The 20,780-nt window shown below is 52.4% G+C and carries 26 protein-coding genes; 14 read left to right on the top strand and 12 right to left on the bottom strand.

The window, feature by feature from the left end; genetic code table 11:
- Positions 1 to 197: 197 nt before the first annotated feature.
- From sspB to zapE, 5 genes are all read right to left on the bottom strand, one after another.
- The gene (sspB, locus tag ACT3RR_RS18130) at positions 198 to 698 is read right to left on the bottom strand and encodes a ClpXP protease specificity-enhancing factor (protein ID WP_396132360.1); all 501 of its coding nucleotides are present in this window, start codon (positions 696 to 698) and stop codon (positions 198 to 200) included.
- Between the two features lie 3 nt (positions 699 to 701).
- Positions 702 to 1,343 (bottom strand): stringent starvation protein SspA, encoded by a 642-nt coding sequence (gene sspA / locus ACT3RR_RS18135; RefSeq protein ID WP_034786725.1) that lies wholly within the window; start codon positions 1,341 to 1,343, stop codon positions 702 to 704.
- 367 nt (positions 1,344 to 1,710) lie between these two features.
- Entirely contained in the window at positions 1,711 to 2,103 is a 393-nt protein-coding gene (gene rpsI / locus ACT3RR_RS18140) for a 30S ribosomal protein S9 (protein ID WP_013577238.1), read from the bottom strand.
- Between the two features lie 16 nt (positions 2,104 to 2,119).
- Positions 2,120 to 2,548 carry a 50S ribosomal protein L13 gene (rplM, locus tag ACT3RR_RS18145; RefSeq protein ID WP_013577239.1) on the bottom strand — a complete coding sequence of 143 codons (429 nt, stop codon included), beginning with the start codon at positions 2,546 to 2,548 and terminating at the stop codon, positions 2,120 to 2,122.
- Positions 2,549 to 2,835: 287 nt separating this feature from the next.
- Positions 2,836 to 3,966 (bottom strand): cell division protein ZapE, encoded by a 1,131-nt coding sequence (gene zapE, locus ACT3RR_RS18150; protein ID WP_496200869.1) that lies wholly within the window; start codon positions 3,964 to 3,966, stop codon positions 2,836 to 2,838.
- Positions 3,967 to 4,224: 258 nt separating this feature from the next.
- Between zapE and zapG the strand changes: the two genes are divergently transcribed.
- From zapG to degS, 3 genes are all read left to right on the top strand, one after another.
- Entirely contained in the window at positions 4,225 to 4,626 is a 402-nt protein-coding gene (gene zapG / locus ACT3RR_RS18155) for a Z-ring associated protein ZapG (protein WP_353500778.1), read from the top strand.
- A 159-nt stretch (positions 4,627 to 4,785) separates the two neighbouring features.
- Positions 4,786 to 6,153 (top strand): serine endoprotease DegQ, encoded by a 1,368-nt coding sequence (gene degQ, locus ACT3RR_RS18160; RefSeq protein ID WP_278877592.1) that lies wholly within the window; start codon positions 4,786 to 4,788, stop codon positions 6,151 to 6,153.
- A 107-nt stretch (positions 6,154 to 6,260) separates the two neighbouring features.
- A complete protein-coding gene (gene degS / locus ACT3RR_RS18165; RefSeq protein WP_353500776.1) occupies positions 6,261 to 7,331 on the top strand; it encodes an outer membrane-stress sensor serine endopeptidase DegS in 1,071 nt (356 codons plus the stop codon).
- Between the two features lie 100 nt (positions 7,332 to 7,431).
- Here degS and murA read toward each other — a convergent pair whose 3' ends face one another.
- The 7 genes from murA to mlaF form a co-directional block, all read right to left on the bottom strand.
- Entirely contained in the window at positions 7,432 to 8,691 is a 1,260-nt protein-coding gene (murA, locus tag ACT3RR_RS18170) for a UDP-N-acetylglucosamine 1-carboxyvinyltransferase (RefSeq protein WP_353500775.1), read from the bottom strand.
- Between the two features lie 68 nt (positions 8,692 to 8,759).
- Positions 8,760 to 9,014 carry a BolA family iron metabolism protein IbaG gene (gene ibaG / locus ACT3RR_RS18175; RefSeq protein ID WP_034786719.1) on the bottom strand — a complete coding sequence of 85 codons (255 nt, stop codon included), beginning with the start codon at positions 9,012 to 9,014 and terminating at the stop codon, positions 8,760 to 8,762.
- Positions 9,015 to 9,206: 192 nt separating this feature from the next.
- Positions 9,207 to 9,500 carry a lipid asymmetry maintenance protein MlaB gene (mlaB, locus tag ACT3RR_RS18180; RefSeq protein WP_353500774.1) on the bottom strand — a complete coding sequence of 98 codons (294 nt, stop codon included), beginning with the start codon at positions 9,498 to 9,500 and terminating at the stop codon, positions 9,207 to 9,209.
- Complete coding sequence (mlaC, locus tag ACT3RR_RS18185; protein ID WP_496200870.1) at positions 9,497 to 10,129, bottom strand: phospholipid-binding protein MlaC; 633 nt, start codon at positions 10,127 to 10,129, stop codon at positions 9,497 to 9,499. Before mlaC ends, mlaB begins: the two co-directional genes overlap by 4 nt.
- Before the next feature lie 39 nt (positions 10,130 to 10,168).
- Positions 10,169 to 10,717 carry an outer membrane lipid asymmetry maintenance protein MlaD gene (mlaD, locus tag ACT3RR_RS18190; protein WP_353500772.1) on the bottom strand — a complete coding sequence of 183 codons (549 nt, stop codon included), beginning with the start codon at positions 10,715 to 10,717 and terminating at the stop codon, positions 10,169 to 10,171.
- A 3-nt stretch (positions 10,718 to 10,720) separates the two neighbouring features.
- Positions 10,721 to 11,503 carry a lipid asymmetry maintenance ABC transporter permease subunit MlaE gene (gene mlaE / locus ACT3RR_RS18195; RefSeq protein WP_034786715.1) on the bottom strand — a complete coding sequence of 261 codons (783 nt, stop codon included), beginning with the start codon at positions 11,501 to 11,503 and terminating at the stop codon, positions 10,721 to 10,723.
- A gap of 15 nt (positions 11,504 to 11,518) precedes the next feature.
- The gene (gene mlaF, locus ACT3RR_RS18200; RefSeq protein WP_034786714.1) at positions 11,519 to 12,322 is read right to left on the bottom strand and encodes a phospholipid ABC transporter ATP-binding protein MlaF; all 804 of its coding nucleotides are present in this window, start codon (positions 12,320 to 12,322) and stop codon (positions 11,519 to 11,521) included.
- 311 nt (positions 12,323 to 12,633) lie between these two features.
- Between mlaF and ACT3RR_RS18205 the strand changes: the two genes are divergently transcribed.
- The 11 genes from ACT3RR_RS18205 (at position 12,634) to npr (ending at position 20,709) form a co-directional block, all read left to right on the top strand.
- Entirely contained in the window at positions 12,634 to 13,611 is a 978-nt protein-coding gene (locus tag ACT3RR_RS18205) for a calcium/sodium antiporter (RefSeq protein WP_353500771.1), read from the top strand.
- A gap of 17 nt (positions 13,612 to 13,628) precedes the next feature.
- Positions 13,629 to 14,615, top strand: a complete 987-nt coding sequence (gene kdsD, locus ACT3RR_RS18210) for an arabinose-5-phosphate isomerase KdsD (RefSeq protein ID WP_396132357.1) — start codon at positions 13,629 to 13,631, stop codon at positions 14,613 to 14,615.
- 16 nt (positions 14,616 to 14,631) lie between these two features.
- A complete protein-coding gene (gene kdsC, locus ACT3RR_RS18215; RefSeq protein ID WP_353500769.1) occupies positions 14,632 to 15,198 on the top strand; it encodes a 3-deoxy-manno-octulosonate-8-phosphatase KdsC in 567 nt (188 codons plus the stop codon).
- Entirely contained in the window at positions 15,195 to 15,773 is a 579-nt protein-coding gene (gene lptC / locus ACT3RR_RS18220) for an LPS export ABC transporter periplasmic protein LptC (protein ID WP_353500768.1), read from the top strand. Before kdsC ends, lptC begins: the two co-directional genes overlap by 4 nt.
- The gene (lptA, locus tag ACT3RR_RS18225; RefSeq protein WP_486031487.1) at positions 15,742 to 16,302 is read left to right on the top strand and encodes a lipopolysaccharide ABC transporter substrate-binding protein LptA; all 561 of its coding nucleotides are present in this window, start codon (positions 15,742 to 15,744) and stop codon (positions 16,300 to 16,302) included. Before lptC ends, lptA begins: the two co-directional genes overlap by 32 nt.
- Before the next feature lie 6 nt (positions 16,303 to 16,308).
- Complete coding sequence (gene lptB, locus ACT3RR_RS18230; protein ID WP_353500766.1) at positions 16,309 to 17,034, top strand: LPS export ABC transporter ATP-binding protein; 726 nt, start codon at positions 16,309 to 16,311, stop codon at positions 17,032 to 17,034.
- Positions 17,035 to 17,106: 72 nt separating this feature from the next.
- Positions 17,107 to 18,540 (top strand): RNA polymerase factor sigma-54, encoded by a 1,434-nt coding sequence (rpoN, locus tag ACT3RR_RS18235; protein ID WP_353500765.1) that lies wholly within the window; start codon positions 17,107 to 17,109, stop codon positions 18,538 to 18,540.
- A gap of 23 nt (positions 18,541 to 18,563) precedes the next feature.
- On the top strand, positions 18,564 to 18,851 hold the full coding sequence (hpf, locus tag ACT3RR_RS18240) for a ribosome hibernation promoting factor (protein WP_034786702.1): 288 nt from the start codon (positions 18,564 to 18,566) through the stop codon (positions 18,849 to 18,851).
- A 113-nt stretch (positions 18,852 to 18,964) separates the two neighbouring features.
- Entirely contained in the window at positions 18,965 to 19,447 is a 483-nt protein-coding gene (gene ptsN, locus ACT3RR_RS18245; protein WP_172468494.1) for a PTS IIA-like nitrogen regulatory protein PtsN, read from the top strand.
- A 138-nt stretch (positions 19,448 to 19,585) separates the two neighbouring features.
- Entirely contained in the window at positions 19,586 to 20,440 is an 855-nt protein-coding gene (gene rapZ / locus ACT3RR_RS18250) for an RNase adapter RapZ (RefSeq protein WP_353500764.1), read from the top strand.
- Positions 20,437 to 20,709, top strand: coding sequence for a PTS phosphocarrier protein NPr (gene npr / locus ACT3RR_RS18255; protein WP_034786698.1), 273 nt, complete (start codon positions 20,437 to 20,439; stop codon positions 20,707 to 20,709). The genes rapZ and npr overlap by 4 nt, the downstream gene beginning before the upstream one ends.
- The last annotated feature ends 71 nt before the right edge of the window (positions 20,710 to 20,780 follow it).

Raw genomic sequence — 20,780 nt, forward strand, 5'->3', positions numbered from 1 at the left:
CTCCATAAATGCACAGTCGTGATGAGCATTTAGCATGGTCGGGATACTTTGCTGAGTAAACAAGTAACAGCGGCAGATGAAATCTTTGTGATACCCATCACCAACTTAGAGAGTGGCCCGGCAACTCCGCTGAAAACAGCCATAAAAAAACCCCGCATCAAGATGCAGGGTTTATGTTGTGGTCATGCTATTCGCGCTTACTTCACCACGCGAAGTGCAGGACGCCCGCCACGAGGCGGCGTCGGTGGCTCATCATCCGGATTCTCTTCAGAGACATCCGGCAAATCGCCGTCGATAACCGACATCGTTGGCGCTGAATCTGCCATTTCGCCTTCGTCGCTGTGGTCCTCAAAGGTACCATCAGCGTCATAAGCGGGTTCAGGTTCGAACATGGTACCTGCGCCATTTTCACGGGCGTAAATCGCCAGCACGGCGGCGATAGGCACGAAAACGTTGCGAGGAACACCGCCGAAGCGTGCGTTAAAGCGAACATCATCGTTACCCAGTTCGAGGTTGCCGACGGCGCGCGGTGCAACATTGAGGACAATCTGACCATCACGGGCAAATTCCATCGGCACCATAACGCCTGGCATGGTGACGTCTACCACCAAGTGCGGCGTCAGCTGGTTGTCGAGCAACCAGTCGTAAAACGCCCGCAGCAGGTAGGGACGGCGCGGAGACATGTCAGTCATCTCCATCACTTAACCTCGGGTATGCAAACGCATTTCGCGCTCTGGTTCAGTCAAAGAGGCCAGGAAAGCATCACGCTCGAATACGCGAGTCATGTAACCTTTCAGCTCTTTAGAACCCGCGCCTGACAGCTCAATGCCCAATTCAGGCAAGCGCCATAACAACGGAGCCAGATAGCAGTCAACCAGACTGAATTCTTCGCTCTTGAAGTAAGGCATGTAAGAGAAAATTGGCGCGATGGCGAGCAGTTCTTCACGCAGTTGCTTACGCGCAGCGTCAGCTTCTTGTGCAGAACCCTGTTCGATTTGGCGCAGCAGTGAGTACCAGTCATTTTCGATGCGGTGCATCATCAGACGGCTTTCACCACGAGCAACCGGATAAACCGGCATTAATGGAGGATGCGGGAAACGCTCATCAAGGTATTCCATGATGATACGTGATTCAAACAGAGTCAGCTCACGATCGACCAGCGTTGGAACGGTGCGATATGGGTTGAGGTCAATAAGATCCTGCGGCAAGTGATCCATATCCACCTGCTCGATCTCGACGCTAACACCTTTTTCCGCCAGTACGATGCGTACTTGATGGCTAAAAATGTCGGTCGGGCCGGAAAACAGCGTCATTACCGAACGTTTGTTGGCAGCGACAGCCATGAAAACCTCCAAGTTTATCTAGAATAATCTGCGAATAGCCAACTGGTCAGGCTTATATCCTGAACAGTCATCTTCACCACCAGCCCGCAGTCTCGCTCCGTAGTTTCGCTTCTAGTTTCTTCAATAAACGTTGGCAAGGTAAACCCTAGCCATAGAGTGCGGTAACGGGAACTGCTCGGCGAACAGGCACAAAAGTGTGTGATAGTTTACCAGATTTTGACCGGTCTGTGGGGACGGGATGGAGGATTTCGTGGTGAAATGTGTGTCAGAAGGCAATTTGTTGAGGCATTACGCAAATTTCAGACATAAAAAAACCCGGTGAAGCACCGGGTTTTTGACGCTGTTCTTTGTGCCGAAGCAGAAAGAATTAACGCTTGGAGAACTGAGGACGACGACGTGCTTTACGCAGACCGACTTTCTTACGTTCAACCTGACGAGCATCACGAGTAACGAAGCCAGCTTTACGCAGTTCGCCACGAAGATTTTCGTCATATTCCATCAGTGCACGAGTGATACCGTGACGGATAGCACCAGCTTGACCGGAGATACCACCACCTTTAACAGTGATGTACAGGTCAAATTTCTCAACCATGTCGACCAGTTCCAGAGGTTGACGAACTACCATGCGGGCAGTTTCACGACCAAAGTACTGTTCCAGGCTACGCTGGTTAATTACGATGTTACCACTACCCGGTTTGATGAAAACGCGAGCGGCGGAGCTTTTGCGGCGACCAGTGCCGTAGTATTGATTTTCAGCCATTGCCTATAATCCCGAATTAAATGTCAAGAACTTGCGGTTGTTGCGCCGCATGAGTGTGCTCGTTACCCGCGTAAACTTTCATTTTACGGTACATTGCACGACCCAGCGGGCCCTTTGGCAACATGCCTTTAACCGCGAGCTCGATCACGCGTTCAGGACGGCGAGCGATCATCTCTTCAAAGGTCGCTTGCTTGATACCACCGATGTGGCCGGTGTGATGGTAATAAATCTTGTCGTTACGCTTGTTGCCGGTAACAGCAACTTTTTCTGCGTTCAGAACGATGATGTAATCACCAGTATCAACGTGCGGAGTGTATTCCGCTTTATGTTTGCCACGCAGACGGCGAGCCAGTTCAGTGGCCAGGCGACCTAAAGTCTTGCCGGTTGCGTCAACTACGAACCAGTCACGTTGTACGGTTTCCGGTTTAGCTGTAAAAGTTTTCATTAAAAGCTTACCCAATTAAAGTTACACGTTGGCGAACACCCTAACGCCTATATGTTTTTACAAACCGAAGTTCATAAAATAAGTATTGGAGGTTCACACGACCATCGTCCAGCAAACCTACCCCTTCGAATAGCCAATGCCGGCACTTATAAAGTTTCGGGAAAAAAACTTCGTAGTAACGTGGGGTCGCAAGATTATAGAGAAGTCGCCCACAAAGATCGAACCCTTTTTTGACTAAAACGCAGATTTCGCAACCGATTCTTTTTTCACCCATTAAACCAAGCAACTTAGGGAAGATGCGGGCGCTTGAGGTACTCCTCGCTCTGCATCTCCTGCAATCGCGAGAGGCAGCGCTGGTATTCAAATTTCAGCCGCTCACCCTGATAAATCTCAAACATCGGCTTCTCGGCGGAAATCACCAGCTTAACGTGGCGCTCATAGAATTCGTCCACCAGCGCAAGAAAACGGCGGGCCGGGTTTTCATCTTTCACGCCCATCACCGGCACGTTGTGCAGTAGCACGCTGTGGTAGATTTTTGACAGCGCAATGTAATCCAGCTGGCTTCTGGCCTCTTCGCACAGGGTGTGGAACTCCACGGCCAGCACGCCATCGCCAGAGGCAATCGACTGTAGCGGGCGGTGATTCACCTGCAAAACCGGGCTGGCTTCACCCTCTTGCCCCGCGAGTTTGTCGAACATATGCTGCATCGCAACATGAGTTTCAGGCTGTAGCGGCGTAAGCCACAAATTGGCCTGGGTGAGCGTTCGCAGGCGGTAATCGATACCCGCATCCACGTTCATCACGTCGCAATACTCTTTAATCAAATCAATCGCGGGCAGGAAACGCGCACGCTGCAAGCCATTACGGTACAGGTTGTCCGGAGGAATGTTCGAAGTGGCAATCAGCGTGATGCCACGGGCGAACAGCGCCTGAAGCAGGGTCGCCAGCAGCATAGCGTCGGTAATGTCAGAGACAAAAAATTCGTCGAAGCACAGCACGTCCGTTTCGGCTTTAAAGCCGTCGGCGATGATTTCCAGCGGATCTTCCTTGCCCTGTAGCTCAGTTAATTGCTCGTGAACTCGCAACATGAAGCGATGAAAATGTAAACGCAGCTTGCGATCGCCGGGAAGTGTCTGAAAAAACAGATCCATCAGCCAAGTTTTCCCCCGCCCCACCCCGCCCCACATATATAATCCCTGGGCTGGTCTCTGCGGGCTCTTTTGAGCACTTTTGCCGAACAGTCTTCCCAATAAGCCCGGCCGGGCTGAAGGTGAAACTGGCGCAGCACCAGCTTGAGCATTTAACGCGTGATAAATAGCGTCTAACCGCGTGACGGCGGCAAGCTGAACATCATCTGGTTGGAACTCACCGGCCGATAATGCGTTCTTATATACTGTCAGTGGTGTAATGGGTTGCATGTGGTTCAACGTCCCTGAGAAAATATTTTTCAGTATTTCGCGGAGGTTATGCGCAGATTTAATGCCTATTCGCCGCTTTTATCACCCGTCTGCTCGTGAAAAAACCGCTTTCCTTTGGTGATTGTTCGCCTAGGATTCCACTCAGACAAGGTAAACGGTTATAGTGGACTTATACGGGTCGAAACGTATGTTGAATTTACGTTAAAACCATTGCGTGAAAAAGCCCTACGGAACAACGAAGTTAAAATAGGAGTCATTATGACCTGGGAGTATGCGCTCATTGGATTAGTGGTCGGTATCGCCGTTGGTGCGGTAGCGATGCGCTTTGGCAATCGTAAATTACGCGATCAGCAAGTGATGCAAAACGAGCTGGAGAGAAGCAAAGCAGAACTCGAAGAGTATCGTCAGGAACTCACTGGCCACTTCGCCCGCAGCGCTGAGCTGCTGGATAACATGGCCACCGACTATCGCCAGCTGTATCAGCACATGGCGAAAAGCTCGAACAATTTACTGCCAGATATGCCGGCCCATGACAATCCGTTCAACTACCGTTTGACGGGTTCAGAGGCAGATAACGATCAGGCTCCGGTTGAGATGCCACGCGATTACTCAGATGGCGCTTCTGGCCTTCTGCGCGGTGAGCGTACTGGTCGTAAATAAGGTTCTACCTTGCTCCGCGACGCTATTCATCGTTGCGGGCAACTCGCGGCGCACCGATTTCGGTGTCGCCGCGCCAACTTCAAACCCGTCTTCTTTTATAAATATAAACAATCTCATTACCGTTTCGAGCCTCTAACAGACAGCGAGAGAGTTATCCTGATGAAGAAAAAGTCATTTTTACTCAGTGCATTAGCCATTAGTCTCGGATTAACCTTCGCTTCTGTTCCTGTTGCGAACGCCAGTATTCCTGTCGCCGTAGACGGTCAGGCATTGCCAAGTCTGGCGCCAATGCTGGAAAAAGTCCTGCCCGCCGTGGTCAGCGTGCAGGTCACTGGCACCACGCCTGCCAGCAACGACGTTCCCCCTGAATTTAAATTCTTCTTCGGCCCACAGGCGCCAACGGAAGATCAGGGCGGTCAGGCTTTTGAAGGCCTTGGTTCTGGCGTCATTATTGATGCCGCCAAAGGCTATGTACTGACCAACAACCACGTGGTTAACAACGCCGACAAGATCAAAGTGCAGATCAACGACGGCCGTGAATATGATGCGAAGCTGATTGGCAAAGACGATCAGTCCGATATCGCCCTGATTCAGCTGATTGACGCCAAAAACCTGACCCAAATTGCCATGGCTGACTCCGACGCGCTGCGCGTGGGCGACTTCGCTGTAGCGGTGGGTAACCCATTCGGCCTTGGGCAGACTGCCACGTCCGGCATTATCTCTGCGCTGGGGCGCAGTGGCTTGAATCTGGAAGGGTTGGAAAACTTTATCCAAACCGATGCCTCAATTAACCGGGGTAACTCCGGTGGCGCGCTGATTAACTTGAAAGGCGAGCTTATCGGTATCAATACCGCGATCCTCTCCTCGCAGGGCGGCAGCATCGGCATTGGTTTCGCCATTCCGGTGAACATGGCGAAAAACCTCAGCGCTCAGTTGATTAAGTTTGGCGAAGTGAAACGCGGCCTACTGGGTATTCGCGGCAGCGAAATGACTCCGGAACTAGCAAAAGCCTTCAAACTGGACAGCCAGCGTGGTGCCTTCGTCAATGAAGTTCTGCCGGATTCCGCAGCGGCAAAAGCCGGTATCAAGGCTGGCGACGTGCTGATCACCCTGCAAGGCAAACCGCTAAGCAGCTTTGCCGAACTGCGTGCCAAAGTGGGAACTGCCGGTCCGGGCGTCACCATGCAGATTGGTTTGCTGCGCGAAGGCAAGCCGATGAATGTGGATGTCACGCTAGATAAAAGCCCGACGGTGGAAACCAGCATCGATAAGATAAACCCGGCGTTGCAGGGCGTGACCTTAAGCGATCTTGATCCTAAAACCGCCAAAGGTATTCGGGTCGATGACGTGAAGAAAGGCTCTCCGGCGGATCAAATCGGCTTGCAGAAAGATGACGTGATCGTCGGCGTAAACCGCGAGGCCGTCGACAATCTGGCTGCACTGCGCAAGATCCTGGAAACCAAACCGGCCTTGATTGCCCTGAGCGTGCAACGTAAAGGGCAGAATATCTATTTGTTGATGCCGTAAAAGCGTCGTTAATGCCGTAAACCTCTGAAAATCGGACGTAGCCAGTGCTGCGTCCGATTAACTCATGCTATCCTTCTGACATATTTCAACCACCATTCCAGACACTCATGCTAGTTAAGTTATTGCGATCCGCCGTTATTGGACTGATTGTTGCCGGTATTTTGCTGGCCGCGGTGCCTATGCTGCGTAAAAATATCGCCCAGCCGCTGTTTGAGCATAATTTCACTGAAAATAGCCAACAGCCGGTCAGCTATAACGAAGGCGTGCGTCACGCAGCCCCTGCGGTAGTTAACGTTTATAACCGTAATATGGGAGCCAACTCGCAAAGCGAGTTGCAGATCCGCACTCTGGGATCGGGCGTCATCATGAATGACAAAGGCTACATTCTGACCAACAAACACGTTATCAATAATGCTGACCAAATCATCGTCGCATTACAGGATGGGCGCGTGTTTGAAGCCCTGCTGGTCGGTTCGGATACCCTCACCGATCTGGCCGTGCTGAAAATCGATGCAGGTACTAATCTGCCGGTCATTCCGATTAACGCCAAGCGGGTGCCTCACGTGGGCGACATCGTGATGGCGATTGGCAACCCTTATAACCTTGGTCAGACCGTGACGCAGGGGATTATCAGCGCCACGGGGCGTATTGGTTTAAGCCCGTCTGGTCGCCAAAACTTCCTGCAAACCGATGCCTCTATTAACCAAGGCAACTCGGGCGGGGCGCTGGTGAACTCACTGGGCGAACTGGTGGGTATCAACACCCTCTCCTTCGACCAGAGCAATGATGGCGCGACGCCAGAGGGCATCGGCTTCGCCATCCCTACCGCATTGGCCACCAAAGTCATGGGCAAGCTTATCCGCGATGGTCGGGTGATCCGTGGTTATATCGGTATCGGCGGGCGCGAGGCTTCTCCTCTGCACGGGCCAAATACCGGTTTAGATAGAATTCAGGGCATTATCGTTAATGAAGTGACACCAAACGGTCCGGCGGCCAACGCGGGTATCGTGGTGAGCGACGTGATTGTCAGCGTGAACGGCAAACCGGCGGTGTCAGCCATTGAGACGATGGACCAGGTCGCAGAGATTCGCCCTGGCACGGTTATCCCGGTTGAGATCATGCGCGACGGCAAGAAGATTGCTCTACAGGTCACCATTCAGGAATATCCGTCGCATTGATCGGGCGATAAAAACCAGAGCGATAAAAAAAGCCGGAAGAGTAAGTCTTCCGGCTTTTTCATGTGTGGCCCGACAGAATATGGCGGGCAGTACGGCGTAATTACTCGCCTTTCACACGTTCGATTTTTGCACCCAGTTGGCGCAGTTTATCTTCGATACGCTCATAGCCGCGATCGATGTGATAAATACGGTCAACGATAGTCACGCCTTCCGCAATACAGCCCGCCAGTACCAGACTCGCCGAAGCGCGCAGGTCGGTCGCCATTACCTGCGCACCGGACAGCTGCTCAACACCGTGACAAATCAAGGTGCTGCCTTCAATCTCAGCGTGAGCACCCATACGGATAAGCTCAGGGATGTGCATGAAGCGGTTTTCGAAGATGGTTTCGGTGATAACGCCGGTACCTTCAGCCACCAGATTCAGCAAGCTGAACTGCGCCTGCATGTCAGTCGGGAAGCCCGGGTGCGGGGCGGTGCGCAGCGTTACGGCTTTCGCGCGCTTACCGTGCATGTCGAGGCTGATCCAATCTTCGCCTACTTCGATATCAGCACCTGCTTCACGCAGTTTTGCCAGCACGGCATCCAGCGTGTCAGGGCGAGTATCGCGGCAAACCACTTTACCGCCAGAGATAGCAGCTGCAATCAGGAAAGTGCCGGTTTCGATACGGTCAGGCACGACGCGGTAAACACCGCCGCCGAGACGCTTCACGCCTTCGATGGTGATTTTGTCGGTACCTGCGCCAGTGATTTTCGCACCGATGGCGTTGAGGAAGCCGGCAGTGTCCGCGATTTCAGGCTCACGCGCCGCGTTCTCGATGATGGTGGTGCCTTCAGCCAAGGTTGCCGCACACATGATTGTCACGGTCGCGCCTACGCTCACCTTGTCCATCACGATGTGAGCGCCCTTCAGGCGGCCATCGACTGAAGCTTTCACATAGCCTTCTTCCAGCACGATTTTGGCACCCAGCTGCTCAAGGCCGCTAATGTGCAAATCAACCGGACGCGCGCCGATAGCGCAGCCGCCCGGCAGGGAAACCTGCCCCTGACCGAAACGAGCAACCAGCGGGCCTAATGCCCAGATAGAAGCGCGCATGGTTTTGACTAAGTCGTATGGCGCGCAAAATTCATTTACGTCGCGTGCATCAACAAAAACCGAACCATTACGTTCGACTTTAGTCCCCAGCTGACCAAGCAGCTTCATGGTGGTGTCGATGTCTTTTAAATGCGGGACATTCTGAAGTTCCACCGGCTCTTCGGCGAGAAGCGCGGCAAACAAGATAGGAAGTGCGGCATTTTTTGCACCGGAGATAGAGACTTCGCCACTTAGACGAGTCCCACCCTGTACACGAAATTTATCCATTATGACGGCTCTCTTAATTTCAAAAACTTCATTTCAAATATTGCGGAACTGCCGGATGAACCAGCAGCTTAAAAACCGTTCAGCTTGCGATCGCGCTGCCATTCTTCAGGGGTATAAGCTTTGATAGAAAGGGCGTGGATGCGGTTATCAGCGATGTATTCCATCAGCGGGGCGTACACGGTTTGCTGTTTTTTCACGCGGCTCATGCCGTCGAACATGGCGCCGACCACGATGGCCTGAAAATGGCTACCGTCGCCAGTAATGTGAGCTTCATCTAATGCCAATGCGTTCATCAGCACGTCTTTAATTTCGTTAGTGTCCATAGCAATCGATTCTTCTGAAGAGATCATAACAGCCGAACATCTTATAGAGATCCGGCCAACTCTTAAACCATGAAAAAGCCCCTGTTCGAGAGTTTCGCACAGGGGCTTGTCGGTATGGACGCCGCTTTAGCCATGACTTCAGGCTAACTCACGGTATCTATTGCCTTATTTTATCCGGCATGGAAGGCACATTTAGTTAACAGGAATAATGTCCTGCAAATTGTAGAGTGCGATCAAGGTGCTCAAACGGTCGGTCATGCCGGTCACGCTGAGTGAGCCACCGCCCTGCTCTGCCAGCTCACGCAGGTGAACCAGCATCGCCAGTCCGGCAGAATCAACGCGCTCAAGGCCAGCAACATCCACAGTGTTAACGCCCGCCATCAGGGTCAGGCGCTGGTTCCATAATGGCAGCAGGGTTTCGCGATCCAACTCACCGCGCAAAATCAGGCGCGGTGGTTGATGTTCCCAGCTCAGTTGGCCTTTCATTTTTTATCCAGAGTGATTGGCTGCGCAGCGGCTTGTTTCAGACGCTCAGTCAGACCATCAATGCCTTTCTGGCGCAAAATGTCTGCCCACTCGTTCTGCTTGGTAGAGATCATGCTGACGCCTTCGGCAATCATGTCATAAGCCTGCCAATCGCCAGTCTGGCTGTTTTTACGCCATTGGAAATCAAGACGAACCGGCGGACGGCCGTGCTGGTCGATGATGGTAACGCGGATAGCGATGATTTGCTGGCCGGCATAAGACTGCTCAGGCTGTACCTGATAGGTCTGGTCGCGGTATAACGCCAACGCCTGACCGTAAGCCTGTTGCAGGTAGTCGCCGAACGCTTTGAAGTACGCATCACGCTGGGCTGGGGTCGCATCTTTGTAGTAACGGCCTAGCACCAGAGCGCCCGCGTATTTGATCTGCACGAAAGGCAGTAGCTCTTCACGCACGATGGTACGCAGATAGTTTGGATCTTGTTTGATTTTCGGCTGATCGGTTTTCAAGCGGGTAAAGGTATTTTTCGCCGCTTCATTCATCACGCTATAAGGGTTGGTCTTGTCTACTGCCGCATTGGCTAGGGGTGCCATTACCACCAGCAGAGTGGCCAAAATAATACGTTTAAACATGCCTTGCTCCTCTTAATAAAGCTTTGCGATGGAAACTACTTAATGACTTGGGGCCGCAGGTTGTGGGGCTGATACAGCATCTGGCGCTGCCTGTGCGTCACCGGATTTCGCATCTTTACCATCGTTACCGCTCTTGTACAGGAATTGGCCGATAAGGTCTTCCAACACTAAAGCTGATTTGGTGTCCTGAATTGAACCGCCATCTTTAAGGATAGTCGTTCCCATCTCTGGGTCTTCGAAACCAATGTTCAGGGCCAGGAATTGCTCGCCCAGCAGGCCAGATGTGCGAATCGCCAAGGTACTGGTGCTCGGGATCTGGTTGTATTTCTGCTCGATATCCATTTCCACTTTTGGCGAGTAGTTTTTATCGAGTGTGATGGCGCTAACACGGCCAACCACTACGCCGCCCACTTTCACCGGAGAGCCCGCTTTCAGGCCACCGATGTTGTCAAAGGTGGCAGAGATACGGTAAGTCGGTTCTGAACCGATCGAACGAATATCGGCCACTTTGAGGCAAAGGAATAACACGGCGCACAGGGCGATTATCAAAAATGCGCCAACCCAAATTTCACTCTTTTTCGTTTGCATCGATTAATTCCCAAACATCAGTGCTGTCAGCACAAAATCTAATCCCAGCACCGCCAAAGACGAATGCACCACGGTACGAGTCGTTGCCCGGCTAATCCCTTCCGAAGTTGGGATAGCATCATAACCATTGAAGAGCGCAATCCAGGTCACGGTAATAGCGAAAACTACGCTTTTAATCAAACAGTTGAGCAGGTCATGACGCCATTCTACTGCACTTTGCATGGCGGACCAGAAGAAGCCGCTGTCGATGCCTTTCCAGTTAACGCCGACCAGAGAGCCGCCCCAAATCCCCACCGCGACAAAGATGGCGGTCAGCAGTGGCATCGAAATCATCCCGGCCCAGAAGCGCGGCGCGACAACGCGGCGCAGTGGGTCAATTGCCATCATTTCCAGACTTGAGATCTGCTCGGTGGCTTTCATCAAGCCGATTTCCGCAGTGAGTGCAGAACCCGCACGCCCGGCGAACAGCAGAGCCGTGACTACCGGCCCCAGCTCGCGGAGCAAGGAGAGCGCCACCATCATGCCCAGACTGGCTTCAGCACTGTAGGTGGTCAGAACGATATAGCCTTGCAGCCCCAGCACCATGCCGATAAACAGGCCTGAAACCAAAATGATCAGCAGTGACAGCACGCCCACGCTGTACAGCTGTTTGAGCAGCAACGGCCACTGCTTGGCAAACTGCGGCTTACCGACCAGGGCGCGAAATAGCATCAAACCGGCGCGACCAAAAGAGGCGCAAGTTTGAATGCCACGGCGGCCCGTTGAGGCTAATGCCTTAATTAACATTGATATACAACTCCATCATCCAAGCAACTCGGTTTTATAATCACCCGCTGGGAACCGGAAAGGCACCGGACCATCCGCAATGCCGTCCAGGAACTGGCGGACGCGTGGGTCAGGATTGTTCTGCAATTCCTCCGTCGTTCCTTCCGCAATAACATGCTGAGCCGCCACGATATAAGCATAGTCGGCGATGCTAAGGACCTCGGGAACGTCGTGCGACACGACAATACAGGTAACACCAAGTGCATGATTAAGCTCATCAATCAGCTTTACCAAGACGCCCATGGTGATAGGGTCCTGGCCGACAAAAGGTTCGTCGAACATGATGAGTTCGGGATCAAGCGCGATGGCGCGAGCCAAGGCGACGCGACGCGCCATACCGCCGGATAGCTCCGCCGGCATCAGTTCCCCTGCCCCGCGCAGGCCAACGGCCTCCAGCTTCATGGTAACAGTGCTGCGCAGCAGCTCTTCGGGCAGCTTGCTGTGTTCGCGCAGCGGGAAGGCGACATTTTCAAACACATTGAGGTCGGTGAACAATGCACCGGACTGAAACAGCATGCTCATTTTTTTACGTGATTCGTAGAGCTTACTGCGTGATAAGGCAGGGATATTTTCCCCGTCGAACCAGATTTCACCACTATCTGGTGCTAACTGGCCGCCAATGAGACGCAACAAGGTGGTTTTCCCGATCCCCGATGGCCCCATGATGGCAGTGACTTTGCCGCGTGGCACCGTCATGTTTATCTCTTCGAAAATGGGACGATCGCCGCGCATGAAGCTCATGCCTTTGATCTCGACCAGATTCGATTGGCTCTGACTCATTCAGTTTATCCCTTCGGACTGTTTCAGCTTACGATACCCCTGATGTTAGAGGGATCAGCGCATAACTCCGGTATTTTTACAAAAACTTACCGCGTTTGCGTCACTAAAGTTGCCATTGATTTACTTTTCTCTGGCAGAGGGTCAAAATCTTCGAAAACACGATTAAAACAAATCAACAATTCGTCTAACATATAGCAGCTTTGACTGGCTGTATTCAGGACAGTTTGAAGCTTGTTGATCATTTTTGACTACCATTTTGGTCGCCTGTTCGGGTTACGAACCTCGCATTATACCTAATTAAAGGACTTTTCATGCTTCTCGCTATCGTACTCATGGTTGTCGGCCTCCTGCTTCTGGTTTATGCCGCCGATCGATTAGTGTACGGAGCCGCCGTTCTCGCCCGCTCAATTGGCATCCCGCCGTTAATTATAGGTATGACCGTGGTTGGCATCGGGATCTCCTTGCCGGAGCTAGTGGTATCCACCACCGCCGCGATTAATGATCAGATGGATTTAGCCGTGGGTAACGCCATCGGTTCAAATATCATTAATATTCTTCTGATTTTAGGCGGAGCGGCCCTAATTCATCCACTTTCCGTGGGTTCTGATATCTTGCGCCGCGAACTCCCTTTATTGTTACTGGTCACCGTGCTCTGTGGTTTTCTGCTTAGCGATGGTGAATTGAGCAGAATGGACGGCCTTCTGCTGCTGGCGAGTGCCGCGATTTTTGTCATCTTAATGATAAAAATTGCCCGCGCCGCCGAGAAGCAAGGTTTGGACACGCTGACTTATGAACAGATGGCCGAACTTCCACAGGACAGTAGCAATACGGTCGCTTTCCTGTGGCTGGCGCTGGGGTTCATTATCATGCCGCTGGCGTCGAGCATGATTGTTGATAACTCGACGGTGATTGCCCGCTACTTTGGCGTCAGCGAACTGATTATCGGTTTGACGGTGGTGGCTATCGGCACCAGCCTGCCGGAGCTGGCGACCTTTATTGCTGGCGCGGTGAAAGGTGAAGACGACATCGCGCTGGGTAATATTATCGGTGCCAACATCTTTAACACCTGTTTGGTGCTGGGCCTGCCCGCGCTGGTGGCTCCAGGGTCGTTTAGCCCTGAGGCGTTCCACCGCGATTACTGGGTCATGTTAGCCGTCAGCGTGGTGCTAACTGGCCTGTGTTTGATGCGCAAACATCGCATCGGCCATCTGGCAGGAACCTTGTTATTATGCGGCTTTGTCGCCTATCTCGCGTTGCTCTACTTTGTGCCGGGCAGCGTTGATTTTTGACCCATCAGGAAGAAAAAATGGGAAATTTCGAGCTAGAGCGCGGGTTTGATTATCAATCCGCAGGAAAAGCAGTGCTGAAGACGGAACGCGAAGGACTGGAGCAACTCGACCAATACATCAACGACGATTTTACCCGCGCCTGTGAAAAGATGTTCGCCTGCGTCGGTAAAATAGTGGTGATGGGGATGGGGAAATCAGGCCACGTCGGGCGCAAAATGGCGGCAACCTTCGCCAGCACCGGCACGCCAGCGTTCTTCGTCCACCCGGGCGAGGCCAGCCATGGCGACCTGGGCATGGTGTCTAAACAGGACGTTGTTATCCTGATTTCCAACTCCGGTGAATCGCACGAAATCTTGGCGCTGATCCCGGTGCTGAAGCGTCTTTCAATCCCCTTGATTTGCATGACGGCCAACCCGGAAAGCTCCATGGGTCGAGCCGCCGATGTGCATATCTGCGTGCGCGTTCCCGAAGAAGCCTGCCCGCTGGGCCTTGCTCCGACCACCAGCACCACCGCGGTGATGGTGATGGGCGACGCGCTGGCCGTGGCGCTGTTACAGGCTCGCGGCTTCACCGAGGAAGACTTCGCCATGTCCCATCCCGGCGGAGCACTTGGCCGTAAGCTTCTGCTGCGCGTCAGCGATATCATGCACACCGGGAGCGAAATTCCCCACGTCAGCCGCGATGCGTCTCTGCGCGACGCCCTGCTGGAGATCACTCGCAAAAATCTCGGGATGACCATCATTTGCGATGACTTGATGAAAATCGAAGGCATCTTCACTGATGGTGACTTACGGCGCATCTTCGATATGGGCGTCAATATCAATGAGGCCTCCATCGCTGATGTCATGACCACGGGCGGCATCCGCGTTCGTCCGAATTTGCTGGCCGTTGATGCCCTAAACTTAATGCAGGAACGACACATTACCTGCGTAATGGTTGCCGATGGCGACCAGTTGATGGGTGTGGTACATATGCACGACATGCTGCGCGCTGGCGTCATTTAATTGAGGAATGCCCTGAATGAGTAATAAAGCAGCTACGGTGGATACGTGTTATGGCCCGGTCAGCGCCAATGTGCTGGAGCGAGCTAAGTCCATTCGCCTGCTGATTTGTGATGTGGACGGCGTGATGTCTGATGGCCTGATTTATATGGGTAATCAAGGCGAAGAGCTGAAAACCTTCAATGTACGCGATGGCTATGGCATTCGCTGCCTGCTGACGTCCGACGTCGAAGTGGCGATCATTACCGGTAGAAATGCAAAATTGCTGGAAGATCGCGCCAATACGCTGGGAATTCGTCATCTATATCAGGGGCAGTCAGATAAGCTTTTGGCCTTCCGCGAACTGTTAGATACACTGTCCTTAAAGGCTGATGAAGTTGCCTACATTGGTGATGACCTGATTGACTGGCCGGTGATGGCTGAAGTAGGTCTGTCTGTTGCCGTAAAAGATGCGCACCCTATTCTGCTTCCAAAGGCGCATTATGTAACCCAAATCCCCGGTGGGCGTGGCGCAGTACGCGAAATATGTGACCTTATTCTGCTGGCACAGGGCAAGCTGGAGGACGCCAAAGGGCTGTCAATATGAACAAACCTAAGCTTTGGATAACTATCGTTCTGGCCATCGTGGTATTAGCCCTGATTGGCTGGAACCTGTCTGATTCAGACAACACTGCCCCTGTCACAGTGAATGATCAGGACCCGACTTATCAGAGCCAGCACACGGTGACGGTCGTTTATAACCCTATGGGCGCCCTGAATTACAAGCTAGTCTCTGACGAAGTCAAATATTACACTACGACTCAATTAACATGGTTTACCAACCCGGTAATGACCATGTATGACAAAGACAAAATTCCTGTGTGGACGGTTCGCTCAGATCGCGCCAAGATGACCAATGACAAGATGCTCTATTTGTATGGTCATGTGCAGGTCGACAGTCTGACGCCTGATACCTCGCAATTGCAGCGTATTAGAACCGACAACGCTTCTGTCAATTTGGTAACGCAAGATGTTGCCTCTGATGATGAAGTGACGCTTTACGGCACAGGCTTTACATCTAACGGCATGAAAATGCGTGGAAATCTGCGTAACAAAACCGCAGAGCTGATCGATAAGGTAAATACCTCTTATGAAATTCAAAACAAAAAACAGAATCCGTAATCTCCTGATCACCAGCTCTCTGTTAGCCGTCAGCATTCCGGCGTTTGCGCTGAAAGATGACACCACAAAGCCGATCACTATCGACTCTGCTAACCAGGCACTGGATGTGAACACCAATACCGCGACCTTCACCGGCAACGTGGTAGTGAATCAAGGCTCTATTCAGGTGAAAGCCGATAAAGTCGTGGTTATCCGCCCTAACGGCGTTTCCGGGCAAGAAGTGGTAGAAGGCTACGGCAATCCCGTGACCTTCTATCAGATGCAGGATAACGGCAAGCCAATCAGCGGCCACGCCTCGAAAGTGCGCTATGAAGTGGCGAGCGATCTGGTGACGCTGACCGGCAATGCTTATCTGGAACAACAAGATAGCAACGTGAAAGGTGACAAAATTACTTATCTGGTGCAAAAACAGCAGATGCAGGCCTTCAGTGACAATAAAGGCGGCCGTGTGACCACCGTGCTGGTGCCTTCGCAATTGCAAGACAAAGGCCAGCAACCGGCGACAACTCCGACCAAAAAGAGTAAGTGATAATTTATGGCAACGTTAATCGCAGAAAATCTGGCTAAGGCTTACAAAGGCCGCAAAGTGGTCGAGGACGTCAGCCTGACCGTCAACTCCGGCGAAATCGTTGGGTTGCTGGGGCCTAACGGTGCCGGTAAAACCACCACCTTCTACATGGTCGTGGGCATCGTTCAGCGCGACGCGGGTCGTATTGTGGTTGATGATGAAGACATCAGTCTGCTGCCGCTGCATACCCGCGCACGTCGCGGTATTGGCTATCTGCCGCAGGAAGCCTCGATTTTCCGCCGCCTCAGCGTTTTCAACAACCTGATGGCCGTGCTGGAAATTCGCGACGACCTGACCAAAGAGCAGCGTAACGACCGCGCCAACGAGCTGATGGAAGAGTTCCATATCTCTCATCTGCGCGATAACTTGGGTCAATCCCTGTCTGGTGGTGAGCGCCGTCGTGTTGAAATCGCCCGCGCGCTGGCCGCCAACCCGAAATTTATCCTGCTGGATGAACCCTTTGCCGGCGTTGACCCTATTTCAGTTATCGACATCAAAAAGATTATCGAACATCTGCGCGACAGCGGGCTGGGGGTATTAATTACCGACCACAACGTTCGTGAAACGCTGGATGTCTGTGAGCGCGCTTACATCGTCAGTCAGGGCAAGCTTATCGCTCATGGTACTCCGACAGATATTCTGGAAGATGAACAAGTGAAACGCGTTTATCTCGGCAATGAGTTCCGTCTGTAATCACCGATTCTGCCCGCTTTCATTCGCGTTGAGTGACGGCGGGTAGTTCAGTTCAGGAAGTAAAGCCAAGATATGAAGCAAGGTTTGCAGCTCAGATTTAGCCAGCAATTGGCCATGACACCTCAGCTACAGCAGGCTATTCGCCTGTTGCAGCTATCAACGCTTGAGCTCCAACAGGAGATCCAACTGGCGCTGGAAAGCAACCCGCTGTTGGAGCAAACCGATCTGCATGATGAAATTGATTCCGTCGAAGCCACGGCCAGTGAAGGCTTAGATACGCGTGAAGCCCTTGAGCAGAAAGATATGCCCGAGGAGCTGCCGCTCGACGCCACGTGGGATGAGATTTACACCGCAGGAACGCCGTCAGGCACTGGTAATGACTACAGTGATGACGAGTTGCCAATCTATCAGGGCGAAACCACCCAAACGCTGCAAGATTACCTCATGTGGCAAGTGGAACTGACCCCCTTCACCGACACCGATGCCGCCATTGCCACCTCTATCGTCGACGCCGTTGACGACACCGGCTACCTCACCGTCTCGCTGGAAGATATCCTTGAAAGCATGGGCGATGAAGAGATAAGCATGGATGAGGTTGAAGCCGTGCTTAAGCGCGTTCAACGCTTTGATCCGGTGGGGGTTGCCGCACGCGACCTGCGCGACTGCCTGCTGATCCAGCTATCGCAATACGTGGCGGAAACGCCTTTTCTGGCCGAAGCTAAATTGATCGTCAGTGAACATCTGGATCTGCTCGCCAATCATGATTTTCGCGCACTTATGCGTTCGACCCGCTTAAAAGAAGATACACTTAAATGTGCGATGCAGCTGATTCAGTCGCTCGATCCGCGCCCAGGGCAGTCGATCAACACCGGCGAATCTGAGTATGTGATCCCCGATGTGCTGGTGCGTAAAGTGTCGAACGTCTGGACCGTCGAGTTGAATTCAGACAGCATTCCACGCCTGAAGATTAACCAGCAGTATGCCGCGATGGGCAACTCAACGCGCAGTGACAGCGACGGGCAGTTCATTCGCAGTAATTTGCAGGAAGCCAAGTGGCTGATTAAGAGCCTCGAAAGCCGCAACGACACGCTGTTAAAAGTGACGCGCTGCATTGTCGAGCAGCAGCAGGCGTTCTTTGAGTCAGGCGAAGAATTTATGAAACCTATGGTGTTGGCCGACATCGCCAGCGCCGTGGATATGCACGAATCGACCATATCGCGCGTGACCACGCAGAAGTTTCTGCACAGTCCGCGCGGTATCTTCGAACTAAAATATTTCTTCTCCAGCCATGTCAGTACTGACAGCGGAGGCGAGGCATCATCTACCGCCATTAGGGCGCTGGTGAAGAAATTAATCGCGGCGGAAAACCCTGTCAAACCGTTAAGTGACAGCAAGTTAGCCACCATGCTCTCTGATCAAGGGATCATGGTCGCACGTCGCACAGTAGCGAAATACCGAGAGTCTTTGTCCATCCCGCCTTCAAACCAACGTAAACAGTTAGTTTGACCTCAACAGAGAAGGAAGACATTATGCAGCTCAACATTACCGGACACCACATCGAGATCACGGAACCTATCAGAGAATTTGTTACGACAAAATTTGCCAAACTTGAGCAATATTTTGATCGAATAAATCAGGTATACGTGGTGTTGAGCGTTGAAAAAGTGCAGAAAAAGGCGGAAGCCACGCTGCATGTGAATGGAGGCGAGTTGCACGCCACCTCGGATCATCAGGATATGTATGCAGCCGTCGATCTCCTGATTGATAAGCTGGCTCGCCAGCTCAATAAGCATAAAGATAAACTGAAACAGCACTAGCACCCACATAGTCTCTATGCACTACGGACCTTGAGTATCGGCTCGCGACCTTCTGGCAGCGAGCCGAACTGTCATTTAGGGTAAAAGAGCCTGTCCGGTGTCAGAGCGAAAAAGTGAATGATGAAATGATTAACGATATAGCCATGCAGTTAACGTCGGTCCTTAATGCCGAGTGCACCAAAAGCGGCGTTCACTGCGCCAGTAAGAAACGCGCGCTGGAAATCATCAGCGAACTCGCCGCCAAGCAGCTCAATCTGGCGCCACAGGTTATTTTTGACGCCATTTTGACCCGCGAGAGAATGGGCAGCACTGGTATCGGTGCGGGTATCGCCATTCCTCACGGCAAATTGGAAGAGGATACGCTGCGCGCCGTAGGTGTGTTCATTCAACTGGAACAGCCGATCGCTTTCGACGCTATCGATAATCAACCTGTCGACCTGCTTTTTGCCTTGCTGGTCCCCGCCGATCAATGTAAAACCCATCTACACACCTTGTCTTTAGTGGCGAAAAAGCTCGCTGACAAAGCCGTGTGCCGTCGCCTGCGCGGCGCGCAAAGTGACGAAGAACTGTTCCAAATCATGACCGAAAGTGAATAATAAGAAGAATACAGATTTAAGATCTCTTTAATGTTCAGCCGGATAATAGTGTTTACCGGCGCGATTTTGCCAATGACGGTTCCCGGATAGTCTTCCGGGAAAGTGAATTCAGAACACTGATTGCAGGGGAGTGACAACATGGTGCTGATGATTGTCAGCGGCCGTTCCGGTTCAGGGAAATCGGTTGCTTTGCGGGCACTGGAAGATATGGGTTTTTACTGTGTCGATAACCTGCCGGTGGTCTTACTGCCGCAGCTCGCACAGACCCTTGCTGAACGTAATACCTCCGCCGCGGTCAGTATCGACGTGCGCAACATGCCGGAAACCCCGGAAGTTTACGAACATGCAATGACGCAGCTGCCCGCGAGCTTTTCGCCGCAGCTGCTGTTTCTCGACGCCGATCGCAACACGCTGATCCGCCGTTACAGCGACACTCGTCGCCTGCATCCGCTTTCCAGTAAAAATCTGTCGCTCGAAAGTGCAATTGATGAAGAAGCTGACCTGCTAGAGCCGCTGCGCTCTTCCGCAGATCTGATCATCGATACCTCCGAGATGTCAGTTCACGAACTGGCTGAAATGCTGCGTACTCGCCTGCTGGGCAAGCGCGAGCGCGAACTGACCATGGTGTTTGAGTCCTTTGGCTTCAAGCACGGCATTCCTATTGATGCCGACTACGTGTTTGACGTGCGCTTCCTGCCGAACCCGCATTGGGACCCGAAACTGCGCCCGATGACCGGTCTGGATAAACCCGTCGCTGCGTTCCTCGACCGCCATACCGATGTGCATAACTTCATTTACCAGACCCGCAGCTACCTTGAACTGTGGCTGCCGATGCTGGAAACCAACAATCGCAGTTATCTGACCGTCGCCATTGGCTGCACCGGCGGGAAACATCGCTCGGTTTACATCGCTGAACAATTGGCTGACTACTTCCGTTCTCGCGGGAAGAATGTGCAATCCCGCCATCGCACGCTGGAAAAACGCAAATCATGACGGTTAAACAAACGGTAGAAATCAAAAACCGGCTGGGCATGCACGCTCGTCCGGCAATGAAGTTGTTTGAACTGGTGCAGAGCTTTGAGTCAGAAGTGATGCTGCGTAACGACGCAGGCATTGAAGCCGAGGCCAGCAGCGTGATCGCGCTGCTGATGCTGGACTCGCCAAAGGGCCAGCAGATTGAAATCGAAGCCACCGGCTCCGATGAGGTTCAAGCTTTGGAAGCCGTGATTAATCTTATCAATTCCGGCTTCGACGAAGACTAATTGACCCATCATATTTCAAGGTGCAGGTGCGTTGGCTGCACCTCGAACTATTTTGGGTAAAGCAGCATTTT

This window comes from Ewingella sp. AOP8-B2-18 (assembly GCF_052376015.1).
In the GTDB taxonomy this organism is placed as follows: domain Bacteria; phylum Pseudomonadota; class Gammaproteobacteria; order Enterobacterales; family Enterobacteriaceae; genus Ewingella; species Ewingella allii.

What these genes read in the sequence shown, in the direction of transcription:
- sspB (WP_396132360.1), bottom strand. Translation starts at nt 698, where the DNA reads ATGGAGATGACTGACATGTCTCCGCGCCGTCCCTACCTGCTGCGGGCG.
- sspA (WP_034786725.1), bottom strand. Translation starts at nt 1,343, where the DNA reads ATGGCTGTCGCTGCCAACAAACGTTCGGTAATGACGCTGTTTTCCGGC.
- rpsI (WP_013577238.1), bottom strand. Translation starts at nt 2,103, where the DNA reads ATGGCTGAAAATCAATACTACGGCACTGGTCGCCGCAAAAGCTCCGCC.
- rplM (WP_013577239.1), bottom strand. Translation starts at nt 2,548, where the DNA reads ATGAAAACTTTTACAGCTAAACCGGAAACCGTACAACGTGACTGGTTC.
- zapE (WP_496200869.1), bottom strand. Translation starts at nt 3,966, where the DNA reads ATGCAACCCATTACACCACTGACAGTATATAAGAACGCATTATCGGCC.
- zapG (WP_353500778.1), top strand. Translation starts at nt 4,225, where the DNA reads ATGACCTGGGAGTATGCGCTCATTGGATTAGTGGTCGGTATCGCCGTT.
- degQ (WP_278877592.1), top strand. Translation starts at nt 4,786, where the DNA reads ATGAAGAAAAAGTCATTTTTACTCAGTGCATTAGCCATTAGTCTCGGA.
- degS (WP_353500776.1), top strand. Translation starts at nt 6,261, where the DNA reads ATGCTAGTTAAGTTATTGCGATCCGCCGTTATTGGACTGATTGTTGCC.
- murA (WP_353500775.1), bottom strand. Translation starts at nt 8,691, where the DNA reads ATGGATAAATTTCGTGTACAGGGTGGGACTCGTCTAAGTGGCGAAGTC.
- ibaG (WP_034786719.1), bottom strand. Translation starts at nt 9,014, where the DNA reads ATGGACACTAACGAAATTAAAGACGTGCTGATGAACGCATTGGCATTA.
- mlaB (WP_353500774.1), bottom strand. Translation starts at nt 9,500, where the DNA reads ATGAAAGGCCAACTGAGCTGGGAACATCAACCACCGCGCCTGATTTTG.
- mlaC (WP_496200870.1), bottom strand. Translation starts at nt 10,129, where the DNA reads ATGTTTAAACGTATTATTTTGGCCACTCTGCTGGTGGTAATGGCACCC.
- mlaD (WP_353500772.1), bottom strand. Translation starts at nt 10,717, where the DNA reads ATGCAAACGAAAAAGAGTGAAATTTGGGTTGGCGCATTTTTGATAATC.
- mlaE (WP_034786715.1), bottom strand. Translation starts at nt 11,503, where the DNA reads ATGTTAATTAAGGCATTAGCCTCAACGGGCCGCCGTGGCATTCAAACT.
- mlaF (WP_034786714.1), bottom strand. Translation starts at nt 12,322, where the DNA reads ATGAGTCAGAGCCAATCGAATCTGGTCGAGATCAAAGGCATGAGCTTC.
- ACT3RR_RS18205 (WP_353500771.1), top strand. Translation starts at nt 12,634, where the DNA reads ATGCTTCTCGCTATCGTACTCATGGTTGTCGGCCTCCTGCTTCTGGTT.
- kdsD (WP_396132357.1), top strand. Translation starts at nt 13,629, where the DNA reads ATGGGAAATTTCGAGCTAGAGCGCGGGTTTGATTATCAATCCGCAGGA.
- kdsC (WP_353500769.1), top strand. Translation starts at nt 14,632, where the DNA reads ATGAGTAATAAAGCAGCTACGGTGGATACGTGTTATGGCCCGGTCAGC.
- lptC (WP_353500768.1), top strand. Translation starts at nt 15,195, where the DNA reads ATGAACAAACCTAAGCTTTGGATAACTATCGTTCTGGCCATCGTGGTA.
- lptA (WP_486031487.1), top strand. Translation starts at nt 15,742, where the DNA reads ATGAAATTCAAAACAAAAAACAGAATCCGTAATCTCCTGATCACCAGC.
- lptB (WP_353500766.1), top strand. Translation starts at nt 16,309, where the DNA reads ATGGCAACGTTAATCGCAGAAAATCTGGCTAAGGCTTACAAAGGCCGC.
- rpoN (WP_353500765.1), top strand. Translation starts at nt 17,107, where the DNA reads ATGAAGCAAGGTTTGCAGCTCAGATTTAGCCAGCAATTGGCCATGACA.
- hpf (WP_034786702.1), top strand. Translation starts at nt 18,564, where the DNA reads ATGCAGCTCAACATTACCGGACACCACATCGAGATCACGGAACCTATC.
- rapZ (WP_353500764.1), top strand. Translation starts at nt 19,586, where the DNA reads ATGGTGCTGATGATTGTCAGCGGCCGTTCCGGTTCAGGGAAATCGGTT.
- npr (WP_034786698.1), top strand. Translation starts at nt 20,437, where the DNA reads ATGACGGTTAAACAAACGGTAGAAATCAAAAACCGGCTGGGCATGCAC.